This window comes from Trichococcus palustris, from assembly GCF_900114465.1.
In the GTDB taxonomy this organism is placed as follows: Bacteria; Bacillota; Bacilli; order Lactobacillales; family Aerococcaceae; genus Trichococcus; species Trichococcus palustris.
Genome location: NZ_FOTD01000002.1, coordinates 226,414 through 244,112 on the forward strand (window position 1 = coordinate 226,414; position 17,699 = coordinate 244,112).

17 protein-coding genes are annotated in these 17,699 nt (G+C 47.6%); 6 read left to right on the forward strand and 11 right to left on the reverse strand.

What is annotated here, in order from left to right; translation table 11 throughout:
• Positions 1-122 precede the first annotated feature (122 nt).
• Both BM101_RS02400 and rpiA read right to left on the reverse strand, forming a co-directional pair.
• A complete protein-coding gene (locus tag BM101_RS02400; protein ID WP_087029791.1) occupies positions 123-1,424 on the reverse strand; it encodes a pyrimidine-nucleoside phosphorylase in 1,302 nt (433 codons plus the stop codon).
• Positions 1,425-1,516: 92 nt separating this feature from the next.
• On the reverse strand, positions 1,517-2,194 hold the full coding sequence (gene rpiA / locus BM101_RS02405) for a ribose-5-phosphate isomerase RpiA (protein WP_087029788.1): 678 nt from the start codon (positions 2,192-2,194) through the stop codon (positions 1,517-1,519).
• Positions 2,195-2,848: 654 nt separating this feature from the next.
• Here rpiA and BM101_RS02415 point away from each other — a divergent pair.
• The gene (locus BM101_RS02415) at positions 2,849-3,529 is read left to right on the forward strand and encodes a serine dehydratase beta chain (RefSeq protein ID WP_087029783.1); all 681 of its coding nucleotides are present in this window, start codon (positions 2,849-2,851) and stop codon (positions 3,527-3,529) included.
• 15 nt (positions 3,530-3,544) lie between these two features.
• Positions 3,545-4,471 (forward strand): L-serine ammonia-lyase, iron-sulfur-dependent, subunit alpha, encoded by a 927-nt coding sequence (gene sdaAA, locus BM101_RS02420; RefSeq protein ID WP_087029780.1) that lies wholly within the window; start codon positions 3,545-3,547, stop codon positions 4,469-4,471.
• A 199-nt stretch (positions 4,472-4,670) separates the two neighbouring features.
• Here sdaAA and BM101_RS02425 read toward each other — a convergent pair whose 3' ends face one another.
• From BM101_RS02425 to murB, 9 genes are all read right to left on the reverse strand, one after another.
• Positions 4,671-5,663, reverse strand: a complete 993-nt coding sequence (locus BM101_RS02425) for an RNA-guided endonuclease InsQ/TnpB family protein (protein WP_218149866.1) — start codon at positions 5,661-5,663, stop codon at positions 4,671-4,673.
• Positions 5,664-6,096: 433 nt separating this feature from the next.
• Positions 6,097-6,474, reverse strand: coding sequence for a Rid family detoxifying hydrolase (locus BM101_RS02430; RefSeq protein ID WP_177194330.1), 378 nt, complete (start codon positions 6,472-6,474; stop codon positions 6,097-6,099).
• A 782-nt stretch (positions 6,475-7,256) separates the two neighbouring features.
• A complete protein-coding gene (locus tag BM101_RS02435; RefSeq protein ID WP_087029775.1) occupies positions 7,257-8,327 on the reverse strand; it encodes an ABC transporter substrate-binding protein in 1,071 nt (356 codons plus the stop codon).
• A gap of 1 nt (position 8,328) precedes the next feature.
• Positions 8,329-9,165, reverse strand: a complete 837-nt coding sequence (locus BM101_RS02440) for an ABC transporter permease (protein WP_087029773.1) — start codon at positions 9,163-9,165, stop codon at positions 8,329-8,331.
• The gene (locus BM101_RS02445) at positions 9,166-9,978 is read right to left on the reverse strand and encodes an ABC transporter permease (protein WP_087029770.1); all 813 of its coding nucleotides are present in this window, start codon (positions 9,976-9,978) and stop codon (positions 9,166-9,168) included.
• Positions 9,979-9,988: 10 nt separating this feature from the next.
• Complete coding sequence (locus tag BM101_RS02450) at positions 9,989-11,077, reverse strand: ABC transporter ATP-binding protein (protein WP_087029767.1); 1,089 nt, start codon at positions 11,075-11,077, stop codon at positions 9,989-9,991.
• Between the two features lie 25 nt (positions 11,078-11,102).
• Positions 11,103-11,645, reverse strand: a complete 543-nt coding sequence (locus tag BM101_RS02455) for a helix-turn-helix domain-containing protein (RefSeq protein ID WP_087029764.1) — start codon at positions 11,643-11,645, stop codon at positions 11,103-11,105.
• A 216-nt stretch (positions 11,646-11,861) separates the two neighbouring features.
• A complete protein-coding gene (locus tag BM101_RS02460) occupies positions 11,862-13,565 on the reverse strand; it encodes an ABC transporter ATP-binding protein (protein WP_087029761.1) in 1,704 nt (567 codons plus the stop codon).
• 148 nt (positions 13,566-13,713) lie between these two features.
• Positions 13,714-14,646 carry a UDP-N-acetylmuramate dehydrogenase gene (murB, locus tag BM101_RS02465; protein WP_087029758.1) on the reverse strand — a complete coding sequence of 311 codons (933 nt, stop codon included), beginning with the start codon at positions 14,644-14,646 and terminating at the stop codon, positions 13,714-13,716.
• Between the two features lie 331 nt (positions 14,647-14,977).
• Between murB and BM101_RS02470 the strand changes: the two genes are divergently transcribed.
• From BM101_RS02470 to BM101_RS02485, 4 genes are all read left to right on the forward strand, one after another.
• A complete protein-coding gene (locus BM101_RS02470) occupies positions 14,978-15,226 on the forward strand; it encodes a hypothetical protein (RefSeq protein ID WP_087029755.1) in 249 nt (82 codons plus the stop codon).
• A gap of 13 nt (positions 15,227-15,239) precedes the next feature.
• A complete protein-coding gene (locus BM101_RS02475) occupies positions 15,240-16,001 on the forward strand; it encodes an exodeoxyribonuclease III (RefSeq protein ID WP_087029752.1) in 762 nt (253 codons plus the stop codon).
• 120 nt (positions 16,002-16,121) lie between these two features.
• Positions 16,122-16,907, forward strand: a complete 786-nt coding sequence (locus tag BM101_RS02480) for an SDR family oxidoreductase (RefSeq protein ID WP_087029749.1) — start codon at positions 16,122-16,124, stop codon at positions 16,905-16,907.
• Positions 16,908-17,200: 293 nt separating this feature from the next.
• Positions 17,201-17,695: a CarD family transcriptional regulator gene (locus tag BM101_RS02485; RefSeq protein WP_087029746.1), complete on the forward strand. Its 495-nt coding sequence runs from the start codon at positions 17,201-17,203 to the stop codon at positions 17,693-17,695.
• Positions 17,696-17,699 lie beyond the last annotated feature (4 nt).

The window sequence follows — 17,699 nt, forward strand, 5'->3', positions numbered from 1 at the left end:
AAGGAAAAGCCTCCCTCAGAACGGATTTTCATTCTTGCAAAAAAACCACCGACGGGCAACATGCCCGTTGATGGTTTTCTTCATTAATCTTTTAAATGTAAACACTCGCACTGACAGGCGGCTCAGTCGGTCACAACCCCGTGGATCAAGATTGTCTCCACCTTTTCGTTGCCGATGGTATAGGCAGCCTGAATCATCGCTTCCGATTGGCTGAAATCGGCCTTATTGGCGTACATGCGAACAAGCGGTTCTCCTGCCGAAACAGGATCGCCGACTCTCTTCAGTACCCTCAAGCCGGACGCCAAATCGATTACGCTTTCCTTCGTCGCACGGCCGGCGCCCAACAGCATGGCCGCGATGCCGATGTGGTCCGCAACGATTTCGGTGACATAGCCGGACGCCTTGGCCAGGACATCTTTTTCAAAAGCAGCCTGCGGCATGATGCTGTAATCGTCCACCACGGCAGGGTTGCCACCCTGTGAAGCGACGAATTCCTTGAACTTCTCCAAAGCTTTGCCGTTGCGCAAGTTTTCGATGACCATTTCCCGCGCTTCCGCCAAGTCCTTGCCTTTTCCGCCAAGGAAGACCATTCGGCTACCGAGCTCGATGCAAAGCTCCTTCAGGTCCTTCGATCCACGCCCTTTCAGGGTTTCGATCGCTTCTTCGACTTCCAATGCATTCCCGACGGCACCGCCCAAGGGCTGGCTCATGTCGGAAATGACGGCCATCGTTTTGCGCCCGGCCAAGTTGCCGATTTTCACCATGGCGTGGGCTAATGCCCTTGCGTCTGCTTCCGTCTTCATGAAGGCGCCAGCACCAATCTTCACGTCCAAAACGATGGCATCCGCACCGGCGGCAATTTTTTTGCACATGATCGAGCTTGCGATCAACGGCATGGAATTCACGGTTCCGGTCACATCCCGCAAGGCATATAATTTTTTGTCGGCCGGACAAAGATTGCCGGACTGTCCGATGACGGCCACTTTATTTTTATTTACGATTCCGATGAATTCTTCTTCGCTTATTTCTACGTGGAACCCGGGGATGGATTCCAGTTTATCGATAGTACCGCCCGTATGGCCCAATCCGCGACCACTCATTTTTGCAACCGGCACGCCCACGCTGGCAACCAATGGCGCTAAAACGAGTGTCGTCGTATCGCCGACGCCGCCGGTCGAATGTTTATCCACTTTTATGCCGGCGATGCCGGACAGGTCGATTTGATCGCCGGACTCAGCCATAGCCATCGTCAACTCCATCCGTTCCTGATCCGTCATATCCTGGAAGAATACGGCCATCGCAAACGCGCTCATTTGGTAATCCGGTACCGTTCCATCCGTATAGCCTTCGATGATGAAGCGGATTTCTTCCTTGGATAAGGCTTTGCCTTCTTGCTTCTTGATGATTAAATCTACCATTCTCATTGATGATTCCCCCATCTGCTGTTTTCTCTTTCAATCAAACCCATTTCAACGAGCGGAACATGCATCGGCTTTTCTAAGCCAGCCTGCCGTTTTCAGTCTCGTGCTTCCAACACTTTCACGCCATCTGCCGTTCCGACCAAGACGGTGTCTACGCAATCCAGGAACAAGCCATGTTCCACAACACCCGTATAATGGATCAATTCCTCGGCAAGCGCCTTCGGATCGGTAATCTCCCCGATGTGCAGATCGATGATGAAGTTCTTCGCATCCGTCAAATACAATGAGCCGTCCGCATTTTTTCTGAATGTCGGATTGTATCCTTTCGCTTCGAAACGATTGAATAGGCAAATGGAGCCATATGTTATCACTTCCACCGGCAAGGGGAACGCGCCCAAATGTTTCACCATTTTGCTTTCGTCGACAATCCAAATGATTCTCTTGGAATGGTCCGCAACGATTTTCTCAAACAGCAACGCTCCGCCGCCGCCTTTTACACCTTGGAAATCTTCGCTGATTTCATCGGCTCCATCGATTGTGATGTCGATGTACGGCACATCATCCACGCTTTTCAATGGAATCCCCAATTCCGTCGCCAATTCCTTTGTCTGAACGGAAGTCGTAACCCCTGTGATGTTCAACCCTTCTTCTTTGACGCGTCTACCGATTTCTTTCACAAAATAATACGCAGTGGATCCTGTGCCCAAGCCTACTGTCATGCCATCTTTAATATACTCCGCCGCCTTCAGGCCAACCAATTCTTTTAATTCCATATTCTTCCTCGTTTCTTCAAGATGATAGAGCCATTATAACATATGGCACTGCAGTGTTTCTATGGTTAAGCGCTTCATTTGCGAACTACCGGAATACTTGGCACACTGCATTCCTCATGAAGCACGCATTTGTAAGGTTTTTACACCATTATAAAAATAGCATGAGAATAACGTCAACTGGGGCTGTCTAATATCGGGATAGGCCCATTCATGCATTTTTTTGGATACGAGGATTGTGTAGTTCCGATCGGCATAACCCGCCGAAAGCGGTCCGGCGGGTTAAAATACAGCGTTCTCCACAGAATAACCCGCCGAAGGTTCGACGGAAGGTTATTCTCGCGATGGAGCAATCAAAAAAACCGTCGCCGACTTTTTGGAGGGTTTTTCCGACGGTATCTGGGCCAAATAACCCACCGCGATCCCCGATTCGGTGGCAACTGGAAACAGGGAATGCAGGAATTCTCGAATGGAACATTCCAGAATGACCTGGCTTAGAAGTCTGAGAATAGCAAAAAAAGGTTGTCTCAATGAGAGACAACCCCTTCCGAAAACTAAAAATACTATGAAAAAAAGACCATTTCGGGTATTTTCCGCCCCTCTTTTCGCTATAATGGATGATGTATTGTATCATAATCTTTGGGAGAGGAGCTTGTCATGACGCAATCATTCAGAAGTGTATTCGATATAATCGGGCCGATTATGGTCGGACCATCCAGCTCCCATACCGCTGGGGCCTTGGCACTCGGCAAAGCGGCCGCACAATTATTTGAAATCAAACCCAGTAAAGTCACGATCCATTACTATGAATCGTTTGCAGATACGCACTTAGGCCATGGGACTGATTTCGCCATCCTTGGCGGAATTTTGGGCTTTTCCGCCAGCGACCCGATGATTCCCCAATCATTGGAAATGGCCAAATCCCAAAAAATTGCCGTTTCCTTTATTGAAGAAAAAGGCGAGTCGCCAGTAGGCCACCCCAACACGGCAACCATGACACTGGAAAAAGGCGACAAAAAACTGACGGTTACAGGCAGCTCCATCGGCGGTGGAGCCATCGTGATCAACAGCGTCTCAATGGCTAACTTCACCATGACCTTGGATGCCCAATTGCCGCTTTACTTTATCCGCCAAAACATCCTGCATGAACACCTGTTCACGGAAGATGATTGGCAAAACTATTTTTCCAAGAAAAACTACGGTTTAAATGATATCCGTATTTTCAGGGAGAAGGATATCGAATGGGTCATTCTGTACCTGGAGACGTATCCTTCCAACGATATCATTTTCGAAATAAATGCCATGCCTTTTGTTGAAAAAGCCATCCTGATCCATTAGAGAGGAACTGTTGACATGTACCAAACCATCGCAGCATTAGTCAAAGCCGCCAACGAGGAACAAGTACCCATCTCCGAATTGATGGTACGACAAGAAATGAATAAGAGCCACCGCACCCGCGAAGACATCTGGGAGCAGATGCGGCAAAATTATCTCGTCATGAAAGCGGCCGTCGAAAAAGGCTTGCAGGGTGACGGTGTTTTCTCCCCAACGGGATTGACGGGCGGCGAAGCGGTCAAGCTGCAGAAATATCGGATGCGCGGCAAAACGCTGTCCGGCGACGATCTGCTCATAGCAGTTGAAAGTGCGATTGCTACCAATGAAGTGAATGCATCGTTGGGCATCATCTGCGCTACCCCGACGGCGGGCTCTTCCGGAACCTTGCCGGGAGTGATGTTCGGCATCAAGGATAAGTTATCCCTGACCGAAGAACAGATGGTCCAGATGTTATTCAGCGCCAGCGGATTCGGCATGGTCATCGCGAACAATGCGATGATTGCCGGTGCGGCCGGCGGGTGCCAAGCCGAAGTCGGCAGCGCCTCCGGTATGGCGGCGGCTGCAGCCGTCGAAATCGCGAGCGGGACCCCCGACGAGTGCGCGGAAGCGATGGCGATGGCCATCAGCAATCTGCTGGGCCTCGTCTGCGATCCGGTTGCCGGACTTGTTGAGATTCCTTGCGTCAAACGCAACGCGATCGGTGCCGTGAATGCCTTGATCAGCGCCGATATGGCTTTGGCCGGCCTCACCAATAAGATACCCGCGGATGATGTCATCGAAGCGATGCGGCAAGTCGGTAAAAGCATGCCCGCTTCGCTTCGTGAAACAGGTCTTGGCGGATTGGCCGCAACCCGCGAAGGGGTAAGGCTGAAAATGAAGATTTTTGGTCAAGAGCTGGAGCTGACTCCCAAAGGGGAAGCAAAAATAACGCCTGCCAATAAATGAGTCTCAATGAACACTCCCACCACTTAAATCCTAACGGATTTTGAAGTGGGGGTTTCTTTTTGTCTAAAGGAACGCTGCGGTCGGGCATCGACGGTTGCCGATGCGTTTCCCAACGGGAAATGGCTGCTTCGTTTCTCCACAAAAAGCAACACAAACAGTTTCCACTGTTTGTGGGCGGTGACGCGCCATCTACTACTCCCTAACACGGTCGTAGATACTTTGTCTGCTCCTCGACTGCCCACGGTAGGAAATCGCCGTACAGCGTTTTGCTGAGGATATTCTTGGCACCGTGGATGTCACGATGGCTTGTGTAGCCGCAGGAACAACGGACATTACGACCGTTGTGTTTCTTGCGAGTATGGCAAACAGGACATGTTTGCGTGCTGTAGGCTTCGTCCACCTTTTGGATGTCGATGCCTTCGGTCCTTGCTTTGTAGGTCAAATAAGCCATTAGTTTGCCGAAGCTCCAATTGGATAGTTTTTGCGTCACTTTCTTCCTTTTCTTTCCTTTAGTGTTGCGTTCGACGCCTTCTACATCACCAACGTAGACAGTGGAAACCTGCTGTGCAACACACCAATCCACAAAATTTTTGGTTGTCTTGTGCAGGGCATCCTGCAGTTGGCGGGTGCTTTTGGTGCGAACGAAATTTTTGGCTTTTTGGTATTTTTTCCATTGGCGCGAGCCTTTTTTGCACTTCGATTGCAGCCGTTGCAGTTCGGCTAATTTCTTGTTGCGTAATTGGTGGATGCTGCGCACCTTCCGCCCGCTAATCAGAACGGAAGCACCGTCTTCCGCAAAAGACGCAATGCTGTGGATTTCGCCCAAGTCAACAGATGCCGCCTGCTGCTGTTTCAAGGGCGGGTTTTCAATCCCATCGTCGTAGGTAATGGACAAATAATAATGCGTGTCATGGCACAGTTCCACTTCCTTGATGGTCTTGACGGCAATGCCGTCCAAGCCGGACACCTGCAATTTCAGCGGCGGTTGGCGTTTGCCGTTTCGGATGCCAAGCGACAGGGTGACGACGTTGCCCTCAATGGAGAACGCTTTTCCGACCCACTTGGTGTTGAAGAAAAACTTCTCCTTGTAGGGGTAACGGACGTCCTTGCGCCCGGCGGTTTTGGCTTCCTTCGCGGCCAGACGCGCATTCAGGTACTTGTGGGCGACGGCTTGGATGCTCTGGCTGTGCAATGCAACCCGTTTGTTTGGTTTCCGTCTGCAGCTGGTTCTTGCCTATCCATTTGCCTGTGGCGAGATGATGGTCTTTGGCTTTCTGCAAGCACAGGTTCCAGACTTCGGCGGAAGCTTTGTTGCAGGCATCCAGCATGTGCTTCAGTTTCGTTTGGTTCCGAATCAGCAATCGTTTCCCGTGGTACATAAGGACTCCTCCTTCCTTATTTATAAGTATATTATACCACTACCGTCCATTTTAGGTCGATTTCTACTGACATAAAGAAAAGTGACCTTCGCCGTTGGCGAACCGAAATTCATCCCCCACTTTCACTGGTGCTGCGCACCGAAACGCTTAGAAGTGGGGGACTTCTTTCGAAAAGATGTTAAAAAAACAGCTTGAAATCCGTTCAGCCATGCTGATTGGATTTCAAGCTGTTTTTTTATCTGTCTATCATTTTTTTGTAGCGATGGCTTCGATTTCGATGACGGCATCTTTCGGCAACGCTGCCACCTGAACCAAGGCGCGCGCTGGTTTATGTTCTCCGAAGAATGCCGCATATGCCTCATTGATGGCATCGAAGTCATTGATATCCTTCACGAACACATTTACCTTCAGGATTGATTTCAACGATCCACCGCCCGCTTCCACAATCGCCAAGACGTTCGTCAAGCTGGCCGTCGTTGCAGCTGCTGGTTCCGTTACAAGCTCATTTGTCGCCATATCAATCGGTAATTGTCCTGAAGCAAAGATGAACCCATTTTTGCGCGTTCCTTGCGAATAAGGACCGATAGCCGCAGGTGCTTTTTCTGTTGCGATGAATTTTGTCATAATATTACCCTCTTCCAGTGATATTTAATCTTTTTCTAATGATAGCATATCCCGCTGTCTATTGGAAAGCTATAACTTCTGGATTGGGATTTGTCATAACTCTTGATATTTTAATCGCTTAATCCTGTCATGAGGTTTTCTAAAACACACAGCAGTAAGGCCCTCTGATATCGCACTGTGACATCCACTTGCGACCACAGGGGGCTTACCTTACACACTGTTTAAACGTGTTCTAAATCCCAGAAATCTGTGCCTAAGTTGACTACCACACGCGGACAAAAAGCGTCCGCTTCGTGTTAGTCCTCTTAGTGCTCGATTCCTGAACGGGATTTGTCATGACTCTTGCGATTTTAATCGCTTGGAGACATGATACACTTGGGCGCTTACGACCACAGTGCTACCTTACTCTCTTTTTAAACGTGTTCCAAAAAGCAGACCTGAAGTCACTTCACGAATAATGCTCAGATGGTCTGCGACCATCCTCCGCTTATCCGCTCCAGTGATTCTGGTCTGATCGCTTTTTGTCGCACTCTGTCTTAAACGTGTTCTGAAAGTCAACTCCGGCATGTGTTTCGCCTTTTTCTGCGGTTGCTCTGCGAGCAATCCTCAAAAAAGGTTCCAACGCTCCGGAGTTAAACGACTTTCATCGCACTCTGTCTTAAACGTGTTCTGAATTGCAGACACCACTCCCGTTTCGAAACTGGCTTTCGTTCACAAAAGTGGTGAACGAAAAGCCAGTTTCTCCAACGTCCGGGTGTCTAAACGCAATTCATCGCACTCTGTCATTTTCTGTACATTTTTATTTCCAGGAATAGATCGTTGTAGAGGCTCAGTGATTTTGATCCCAGATTTTTGTAGACTTCCAGTTTATCAAGAATGTCATCGGCCGGATAGAATTGTTCATCGCTGGTTATTTCCGGATCAAGCAGTTCGATGGCGGCTTTATTCGGTGTGGCATAGCCGACATATTCGGCATTGATGGCCGCATTTTCCGGATCCAGCATAAAATTGATGAAGGCGTATGCCCCCTCGAGGTTTTTGGCTGTCTTTGGAATGACGATGTTATCGAACCACAAGTTGGATCCCTCTTCGGGAATGACATAGTGCAGATGCTCGTTTTCCAAAAGCATCTCACTGGCTTCCCCGGAGAAAGTGACCGCCAGCGGGGCTTCTCCTTGGATCATATACATTTTGATTTCATCGGCAACAATGGCCTTCACATTCGGCATGAGTTCCTTTAATTTATCGGCTGTCTTAGCCAGGATGAGCGGATCCGTCTCGTTCAGGGAATAGCCTTCACTCTGGAGGCCTATTCCCATGGCCTCCCTGGCACCATCGATCAAGAGCACGCTGTTTTTGTACGACGGGTCCCATAGATCATTCCAGGATGTGATGTCTTCGGAGACCATCGTATCATTGTAGATGACTCCCAAGGTACCCCAGAAATAGGGGATGGAATAGGTGTTGCCGGGATCGAAGGGTTGATCCAGGAAACGGGAGTCGATATTTTCCAATCCGACGATTTTGGAATGGTCCAGTTCAATCAATAGGTCTTCTTCCGCCATCTTATCAATCATGTATTCGGAAGGGATGGTCAGATCGTAGGCCGTTCCGCCTTGCTTTACTTTTGTATACATCGCTTCATTTGAATCAAAGGTTTCATAGGAAACTTTATAGCCCGTCTCTTCTTCGAATTTTGTAATCAATTCCGGGTCGATATAATCACCCCAGTTATAGATCGTCAACGTATTGCCGGAGGAAAAGCCTTGCGATCGGTTCAAGGCTGCGATGCCAAACGCCAAACCGGCACAAACAACCAAAATAGCTGCTGCCAGACCCAATAATTTTTTCATCTTATGTTTTCACCACCCGTTCTTTTTTGACGGCCTTCATTTGCTGAATCCTTTTTTTGTGGCTGTATTGCTGGATAAAGTAATAGCCCAGCACCAACAATAACGTGAACAGAAACATCAAAGCGCTCAAGGCATTGATTTCCAAACTGACGCCTCTGCGGGCGCGGGAATAGATTTCAACCGCCAATGTGGAGAAACCGTTCCCCGTCACAAAGAAGGTTACCGCAAAATCATCCAACGAATAGGTAAAAGCCATGAAAAAACCGCTCAGGATTCCCGGTGTGATGCTCGGTATCAGAATACGACTGAAGACTTGAAAGTTGTTGGCACCCAGGTCCTCGGCCGCACTGATCATGGAATCGTTCATCTCTTTCAGTTTCGGCAGCACCATCAACACAACAATCGGTATGGAAAAAGCGATGTGCGAAAGCAAGACGGATGAAAAGCCAAGGCGGAAACCCATGAACGTGAACAAAATCAACAGGCTTGCTCCGATGATAACGTCTGGCGAAACCATTAGCACATTATTCAGGCTCAACAAAGCATTCCGTGCACTGCGCTTTTTCGTGTAATAAATGACGATGGCGCCAAACGTCCCCACCGCTGTTGCGATCAGCGCGGACAACAAGGCTACCAAAAAGGTGTTCAGGACGATGCCGATCAAGCGCTGGTCTGCAAACACCGCTTGATAGTGTTCCCATGTAAAACCGTTGAAGGCGTTCATCGTTCCACCGGCATTAAAAGAAAAGAGGACCAAAAAGAAAATCGGAAAATACAAAACAACAAACACAAGCACCAAGAAGGCATTATTCCATTTCGTGTTGGAAGCTACTTTCATCTATTTTCCCCTCACTTTCTTTTTCTTTTCCCCGGTGAGAGCCATGATGGCAACCATGCTGATGATCAAGATGACGCCGATGGTGGAACCCATGCCCCAGTTTTGCGTCACCAAGAAATGTTGTTCCACAGCGGTACCCAACGTAATGACCCGATTCCCTCCAATCAAACGCGTCAGCATAAAGAGCGACAACGAAGGGATGAATACAGCCTGAAAGCCACTGCGCACCCCGTTCATCGTCAAAGGGAAAATGACGCGCAGCAAGGTCTGCATACGGTTTGCGCCGAGATCATGACTGGCGACGATCAAGGAAGGATTCAGCTCCTCGATGGAATTGAAAATGGGCAAAATCATAAAAGGCAGTTCAATGTAGGCAGCAACAAAAATGAAGCTGAAGTCGGTGAACAAAAGCTGTTGCGGCCCGATGCCCATGAAGCTCAAGAATTGATTGACCGTTCCGCTTTGGCTGAACAGCCCGATGAAAGCGTAGGCCTTCAGCAGCAGGTTGATCCAAGTCGGCAAAATGATCAGCAGCAACAACAAGGATTTATGTTTCGTTCTACTTAAAAACAGGGCGGTCGGATAGCTGATGATGAAGGTTGCCATCGTGATGGTGAACGCGTAGATGAAGGAGTTCAAGGTCATGCGCAAATAATTGCCTGATGTAAAATAGGTTGCATAATTATCGAATGTAAAATTCCCTGAAACATCGAAAAAGGACTGGTAGGCGATGAGCAGCATCGGCGCAATCACAAACAAAGCCAACCATAACAGGTAGGGAACAGAATATACGGCCCGCGAGCTTTTTGTCATCTTTTTCCCCCTACCCTTCGTAGCTTTCTAGACGTGCGTCAAACTCCGCTTCGGTTTCGCCCGGACGCATGACGTGGATATCCTGCGCCTCGAAGGAAAGACCGACATCCGTTCCGACTTCAGCCTTCTTTGTGGAATGGATCATCCATTCATTGCCTTCCTTGTCGTATCCGATGATTTCATAATGAACCCCGCGGAACAATTGCGTATCGATATTTACGACCAATTTACCTTTTTCCACCGTGGTCAATTCCAGGTCTTCGGGACGGATGACGATTTCGATCTGCTCACCCGGTTTTATCCCAGCATCGGCACATTCAAATTCCTTGCCGACGAAGTTCACTTTATAGTCTGCCACCATCGTCCCCGGCACGATATTGCTTTCCCCGATGAAGTCAGCGACAAAACGGTTGATCGGTTCATCGTAGATGTCAACCGGCGTACCACTTTGGATGATTTCGCCTTTGTTCATGACGAAAATCCAATCGCTCATCGCCAGTGCTTCCTCCTGGTCATGGGTCACAAAGATGAAGGTGATGCCTAGGCGCTGTTGCAGTTCGCGCAGTTCATACTGCATGTCCGTCCGCAATTTAAGATCCAAAGCCGACAACGGTTCATCCAACAGCAGGACTTCCGGTTCATTCACCAACGCGCGCGCAATCGCTACCCGCTGCTGTTGCCCCCCGGACATTTCGCTGATTTCACGGTTTTCATAGCCGGAAAGCTGCACCATCTTCAATGCCTCAGCAACCTTTATTTTGATTTGATCCTTGGGCATCTTTTTGATGCTCAAGCCGAAGGCGATGTTGTCGAACACGTTCAAGTGCGGGAACAAAGCATAGTCCTGGAACACGGTGTTCACCTTGCGTTTGTTCGGCGGCACATCATTGACAACTTGGCCATTGATCTTGATTATCCCTGTTGTCGCGTCCGCAAAACCGGCAATCAAACGCAGAATGGTCGTCTTGCCGCAACCGGAAGGTCCCAGCAAGGTGTAGAACTTTCCCCTCTCGATCTCAATAGTGATATCGCGTAAAACTGTTTCATCGTCATAAACCTTGCTGACGTTTTCTAATGTAATAATGGCATTGTTTGCCATACTATCCCGCCTTTTTATTCATTATTTACAAATAAGACTCCGTCGCCACCAACAACACCTTGGTGGTGCCGGCAGAAGCATTTCTGATTTGGTGGTGCTGGTTCGCTTCGTAATAGAAGGATTGCCCTTTTTTCACATCGTATCTTCGCCCCCCCAATTGCAGCTCCAAAGACCCGCTCAGGACATAGCCGAATGTTTCGGCCAACGACGGCGGAAAGTGCCTGTATTCGCCATCCGGCTCCAACGTGATCATGACCGGTTCCATGTCTTTCTCATTCGACTCGGGCACTAACCATGTGAGCGTATATCCCTTCTCTTCATCCGTAAAAATGGTCACTTGTTCTTTTGAATAGACCACTTGCTGCACGGTGTCCTCCTCATCAAAGAAATCCTTCGGTGTGGTCCCCAATACTTCCAGGATTGCAAAAAAGGTTTCCAAAGAGGGGGAACTCAGATTGTTTTCCAGTTGGGAAATGTATCCCTTCGTCAAATCCGTCCTTTGTCCCAATTCTTCTTGGGTCAAATTCTTCCGCATGCGCAGATTCCTTAGCTTGTTTCCGATTTTCAAATGGCATCCCCTTCCCTCAATCAAAGTTTACTTATACTAATCTAATTGTTTAAACCCCCAACACCATTATAATAAACGTGCCATTTTTTTCCAAGGGATACCCCTTCAGGGAGTCCAAAAGTGCCGCTTGCAAATTTTGCTGACCATTGGCATCACTTTTAAGGGCAATCAAAAAAGCAATGACGCTTTGCCATTGCTTTCCAGGATTCCATTTTTTTAGAATAACCGGGCTGCCCGATCATAGTATACAAATTTTTCGGTAAAACTATAGGGATCGTTCATCCCGAGTTGTTTCGCAAAAGTGAATAAAGGTGTCTCTTTCAATGATGCCGCTTTGATCAAGCGCGGATCGATCAGCACAAAGGCCGAACCTGTGTCCGCGATGATTTTCCCTTTTGCCATCACTACCGCCCTGCGCGTGTATTCCAACATCAAATGCATATCATGCGTTACGATCAGGACCGTCACGCCATTTTGATGGATTTTCTGCAAAAAGTCCATGATATCTTTGTAATGGCTGAAATCTTGCCCTGCCGCAGGCTCATCCAAGATGATCATTTCCGGATCCAACGCCAAAACGGCTGCAATCGAAACCCGTTTTAACTGTCCGAAACTCAGCATGGAAAGTGGCAGATCTTTGATATATTGCAAGCCGCACACCTTGGAGACCTTATCCACCCTTTTATTGATTTCCTCTTCAGGCAGGTTTCGCTGCTTGAGCTTTAAGGCAATCTCAGCATACACCGTTTCCTGGGAAATGATGTCTTTGGGGTTCTGGGGAACATAGCCGATGTAGTTTTCCGTGTCCGAAGAATTTAAATCGCTGATGTCTTTCCCTTTCCAAAGGATTCGCCCGCTTTGCGTCTTTTCCTCCCCGATGATCAGACGGGAGAGCGTCGATTTGCCGGCGCCATTCGCACCGACCAAGCTGATCATCTCCCCTTTGTAGATCCGCAAGGAAGCTCCGTCAACGATGTCCTCGTCATTCCAAGGGTATTTAAACGATACATTATCCAATTCAAGAAGCAATTCATCGAAATCATGATGGCGGAATTGAGGGAGATACGCCAACCAGTTCTCCATCGTCTCCTTCAGATGCGGTCCATTGACTTTCTGGACGTTCGCCAAGTCACGGACATTATCCAAATCGACGCCCGCATAGCGCATCGCGGTAATGTAGAGCGGCTCACGAATGCCCGTATCGCTCAATATTTCCGTCCTTAAAATATCTTCCGGTTTTGCATCTGCGATGATTCTCCCTTCCGAGAAAAGCAGGATACGATCGATTGGCTGCACCAAAACATCCTCCAAACGATGCTCAACGATGAGTACCGTCGTGTCGCTCACTCGGTGTAGGTCATCGACGAATTTCATTGCCAAATCCCCGGAATACGGGTCCAAATTCGCCAAGGGTTCATCCAACACGATCAAGGGCCTGCCGTCCAACGAGACGCCCGCCATCGTGATTTCCCCCAACTGTTGCTCACTCAGTTTCTTGAAGCTTCTTTTCAAGTAGGGCCGTTTTTGCAAAAAGCTTTGCCAACCGGCAAGCTTCATCAGCTCTTGGGCAGAACGAAAAGGAATTTTTTGCCTTGGCCCTGTCTCTCCCCCTTTCTCTGCATCCGTTAACAGATTCTCTCTAATCAAGGATATTTCGTTAGGCAGGAAGTTCTCAAACCGAAGTTCACTTTTTTCTTCCGCTGGATGAAAAATGATTTTTCCGGTAGCATCACCATTCCATTCATTCGGCAATACACCGGTGACGCATCTGGCAAACGTCGTCTTCCCGGAACCGCTCGGGCCTAATACAAGTATTTTTTCACCTTCATAGATGGTCACGCTTATCTCTTTTAAAGTTGGTTCGCGCTGATCTGAATAGGTGAAACTAAAATTTTGAAAAGAAATCAGTGGTCTTCGCATAGGACTATCCTCCTTCATCATTTACTTTGAAACGTTATTATTTGGAGGCATGATTTACTACTGAAGCTGCCATCATCGTTTCTGCAGGGAAATTTTATCTGTCTGCAAAAAAATGGTGAACTCGCTAAAAAGAGCTGAATGATTCCACTCAGCTTTTTAGCAGCCTATGCGCATATCCCATGACATCTTCGCCGATGATGCGCACTTCAGTCTCTAATTTCACGCCAAATTGGTCAAAAATAATTTTTTTGATATGTTCGATCAATTCTATATAGTCCGTTGCCGTAGCATCATTGATATTCACAATAAAGCCGGCATGTTTCATCGAAACTTGCGCACCGCCCCAAGTCAATCCTTGCAGACCAGCTTCTTGGATCAGTTTCCCGGTAAAGAACCCGGTCGGACGCTTGAACACACTGCCGCATGAAGGGAATTCTAAAGGTTGCTTTGATTCACGCAAGGCGGTCAATTCTGCCATGCGCGCTTCAATGTGCTCATGTTTCCCCTTTGCCAGATGGAAGACAGCCTCCAGGACAATTTCATCCGTCTCTTGCAATTTGCTGTGTCGGTATGAGAAGTCGAGCTCCTCTTTTTTGTATGTCTTGATTGTACCTTCGCGCGTGATGACCGTAACGGATTCAATGACTTCATCTATTTCACCATCGTAGGCACCAGCATTCATATATATCGCTCCGCCGACGCTTCCCGGTATGCCGCAGGCAAATTCCAAACCGCTCAGATGTTCCGCCAGTGCGCGTTTGGCGGTATCGATCAGACGTGCGCCACTCTGCACGATCAAGCGCGAACGTTTCACTTCGATCCGATTCATTTCCGATAAAATCATGACGACACCACGGATGCCGCCGTCCTTGATGATGACGTTGCTTGAATTGCCCAAGACAGTCAATGGGATGGCATGGCTGTGCACCCATGCCACGATTCCGGAAACTTCCTCTTTTGATTGAGGAAACACAAGGATATCGGCTGGTCCGCCTGTCTTTGTGTACGTATAATTTGCTAATTTTTCATTCTCTTTTACGATCGTATCTGGAAACTTTTGTTTCAGTTCCATCCCCAACATTCATTTCACCCACTAGTTTTATTATGTAATTCATTCTATCACCACTCGATACTGATTTATACAAAATAAGAACCCGAGTGTTTAAAATGGCATTTTTTTCATTATTTCCTAATCTAAATTTAACCAAAAAGAAAAATAATGTCTATTTTTATAATTCTAACATATTTTCACCCGAATGCTTGCTTTTTAATGCAATCGAAATGGCTTTGTCACGAACTGCCTTATTGCCTTTCACTCTCCAAACAATGCCGGAAAATTGCCTGTGATGGGAATTATCTTGCCCCTTATGGTAAAATGATGCAGATATCATAATTTAAAGGAGCATCCATCCATGCAAAATAAACAAATGAGAGACGCCGTTATTTTTACTTTACTGAGTATTTTTTACCCTGTCTACCTTTTTTTGACAAAAAATCCGGAATCCGTTTCGACGACATCGTTGGTATTGGCGACATTCTTACCGATTGTCGGCATTATCTTCTCGCTGAACGTGACCAATGTAAAATATAAATGGGGACTTTCATTCGTCAACCTGTTGATTTTCATCCTATTCCTCTACTATCTGATTGTGTTGCGATAGGGGGCTGCAGACTATGGAATTATCTTTTGTGTCATGGAACGTAAACGGCTTACGGGCTGCCGTCACTAAAAACTTCGCTAATATTTTCCAGCAATTCGACGCCGATTTCTTTTGCCTGCAGGAAACCAAATTGCAGGCAGGACAGATTGATCTGGCATTCCCCGGTTATGAATCCTATTGGAATTATGCGGAACGGAAAGGCTATTCCGGCACCGCTATTTTTACGAAGCACACTCCCATGAGCGTCCATTTGGGCATCAACCGACCGGAACATGATGCGGAAGGCCGCGTCATCACGTTGGAGTATGAGCAATTCCATCTTGTGACGGTCTATGCCCCCAACTCACAGGACCAGCTGAAACGCTTGGAGTATCGCATGGACTGGGAGGACGCTTTTTTTGGCTACCTGAAAGGGTTGGAGAGTAAAAAGCCAGTCATTTGTTGCGGGGACCTGAATGTTGCCCACGAGAACATCGACTTGAAGAATTGGAAAACGAACCGCAAAAATGCCGGCTTCACCGATGAGGAGCGCTCAAAATTATCGGCTGTCCTGTCGAACGGCTTCATCGATACCTTCCGTTTTTTCTATCCGGATCTGGAAGGCAAGTATTCTTGGTGGAGTTATCGTTTCAATGCCCGCAAAAACAACGCAGGATGGCGGATCGACTATTTTCTCGTTTCACAGTCGCTGAAATCCGCTTTAAAAGAGGCTGCCATCCATGATGACATCCTCGGAAGCGACCATTGTCCCGTCTCCTTGAAGATTTCAATCTAGTCACGCTTTGCCTTTTCCTGATGATTCCGGTTTAGCCGGGATCATTTTTTTTACCTTGCATTATGATAAAATAGAAGAAAATACGTTAGGCACTCACGTGAGTACCGGATGGAGGGCACTATGGATTATCAAGGGAAGGTCGTTGTTGTGACCGGCGGCGCAAACGGCATCGGCCGGGCGACGGTCGAAGGTTTCTTGGCTCACGGCGCCGCTGTGGCAGTGATCGATACCGATCAAGAATCCGGAGCAATGCTGCAGAAAAAGTTCGCAAAAGATTCCCTATTCTTTTATGAGGGCGACGTCGCCGAAAAAGAGACCTTGTATGCTTTCGTCGAAGCGGTGAAGCAGCGCTTCGGGAAAGTCGATTTCCTCATCAACAACGCCTGCGTCAGTAAAAAAGGGGTCCTGTCCGACTGCTCCTATGAAGACTTCAGCTATGTTTTGGCGTTGGGCGTCACTGCTCCGTATATGCTGTCCCGTCTTTTATTGCCCATTCTGCAACCCGGGGCAGCCATCATAAATATCGCTTCTAGCCGTGCCTTCATGTCGCAAAAGGATACCGAAAGTTATTCCGCTGCAAAAGGCGGCATCAGTGCCTTGACGCATGCGTTGAGTGTGTCCCTCGCAGGACGTGCACGCGTCAACGCAATCAGTCCTGGCTGGATCGACACAGGCGCTTACCAAAAAGATCCCGATTATGCACCCGATTATTCAGCCGGGGATTTGCTGCAGCACCCTGTCGGCCGCGTCGGAAACCCGGCAGATATTGTGGAGACTGTCCTCTTCCTTTGCAGTGATGCAGCCGGCTTCATCACCGGGCAAAATCTCACCATCGATGGTGGCATGTCGAAACTGATGATCTATCATGATGACCACGGCTGGACGTACAATCCCGAAAAGGATTAAACGGGACGTTGCGCAGCCTCTTCCGCTCGCATATACAAGTCGCTTAAATGCTTTCCTAAAGCCATTCTTAGGCGAATGAAAGCCGTCCTTAATGAACGAATAAACGGAAAATGCTTTTTTGTGCTATAATAGAAGAAACAACGTGTAGTTTTCGACAACATAAACCCAGTTGCTGATCACTGCACGTTTCTTTATGCGATAAAATAAGAAGTCAAAAAGCATCATCCAGGCTGCGTCAAAAATGACTTTTTATTTTGAAGGTTACTGTATTCAAAGAAATAAGGAGGAAATGCATGTTTAAAGTAAATGACTATGTTATGTATGGCACAACCGGAGTTTGTCAAATCGATGAAATAAAAAAAGAAACGTTTATCGGCGATGAAGAACTTGCGTACTATGTATTGCATACACTATATGGCAATCCATCGACAATCATGACACCTGTGCACAATCAAAAGGTAGCCATGCGAAGCATCATTACCAAAGAGGAAGCACTTGCCCTGATAGAAGAAATACATTCAAAAGAACCCGTTTGGCTGAATGACGACAGAAAAAGAAATGAAAACTTCACTGTCGCACTGAAAACCGGTAATAGTGAAACATGGATCCAAATATTAAAATCGCTGTACCACAAGAAAAAAGAGATGGCAGCGACCGGCAAAAAATTATCCGTATCGGATGCGAACATCCTGAAATCGACAGAAAGATTGCTGTATGAAGAATTCTCCACGGCACTCAATATCCCCATCAAGGAAGTCGAAGCATATATTCTGAATCATATCGGATAATGTC

Excerpts from the sequence above, each read along its gene's own strand:
- BM101_RS02415 (WP_087029783.1), top strand. The coding sequence starts at position 2,849 with ATGACGCAATCATTCAGAAGTGTATTCGATATAATCGGGCCGATTATG.
- BM101_RS02480 (WP_087029749.1), top strand. The coding sequence starts at position 16,122 with ATGGATTATCAAGGGAAGGTCGTTGTTGTGACCGGCGGCGCAAACGGC.
- BM101_RS02470 (WP_087029755.1), top strand. The coding sequence starts at position 14,978 with ATGCAAAATAAACAAATGAGAGACGCCGTTATTTTTACTTTACTGAGT.
- BM101_RS02460 (WP_087029761.1), bottom strand. The coding sequence starts at position 13,565 with ATGCGAAGACCACTGATTTCTTTTCAAAATTTTAGTTTCACCTATTCA.
- BM101_RS02430 (WP_177194330.1), bottom strand. The coding sequence starts at position 6,474 with ATGACAAAATTCATCGCAACAGAAAAAGCACCTGCGGCTATCGGTCCT.
- sdaAA (WP_087029780.1), top strand. The coding sequence starts at position 3,545 with ATGTACCAAACCATCGCAGCATTAGTCAAAGCCGCCAACGAGGAACAA.
- BM101_RS02450 (WP_087029767.1), bottom strand. The coding sequence starts at position 11,077 with ATGGCAAACAATGCCATTATTACATTAGAAAACGTCAGCAAGGTTTAT.
- BM101_RS02445 (WP_087029770.1), bottom strand. The coding sequence starts at position 9,978 with ATGACAAAAAGCTCGCGGGCCGTATATTCTGTTCCCTACCTGTTATGG.
- BM101_RS02485 (WP_087029746.1), top strand. The coding sequence starts at position 17,201 with ATGTTTAAAGTAAATGACTATGTTATGTATGGCACAACCGGAGTTTGT.
- BM101_RS02400 (WP_087029791.1), bottom strand. The coding sequence starts at position 1,424 with ATGAGAATGGTAGATTTAATCATCAAGAAGCAAGAAGGCAAAGCCTTA.
- BM101_RS02440 (WP_087029773.1), bottom strand. The coding sequence starts at position 9,165 with ATGAAAGTAGCTTCCAACACGAAATGGAATAATGCCTTCTTGGTGCTT.
- BM101_RS02435 (WP_087029775.1), bottom strand. The coding sequence starts at position 8,327 with ATGAAAAAATTATTGGGTCTGGCAGCAGCTATTTTGGTTGTTTGTGCC.
- BM101_RS02475 (WP_087029752.1), top strand. The coding sequence starts at position 15,240 with ATGGAATTATCTTTTGTGTCATGGAACGTAAACGGCTTACGGGCTGCC.
- rpiA (WP_087029788.1), bottom strand. The coding sequence starts at position 2,194 with ATGGAATTAAAAGAATTGGTTGGCCTGAAGGCGGCGGAGTATATTAAA.
- murB (WP_087029758.1), bottom strand. The coding sequence starts at position 14,646 with ATGTTGGGGATGGAACTGAAACAAAAGTTTCCAGATACGATCGTAAAA.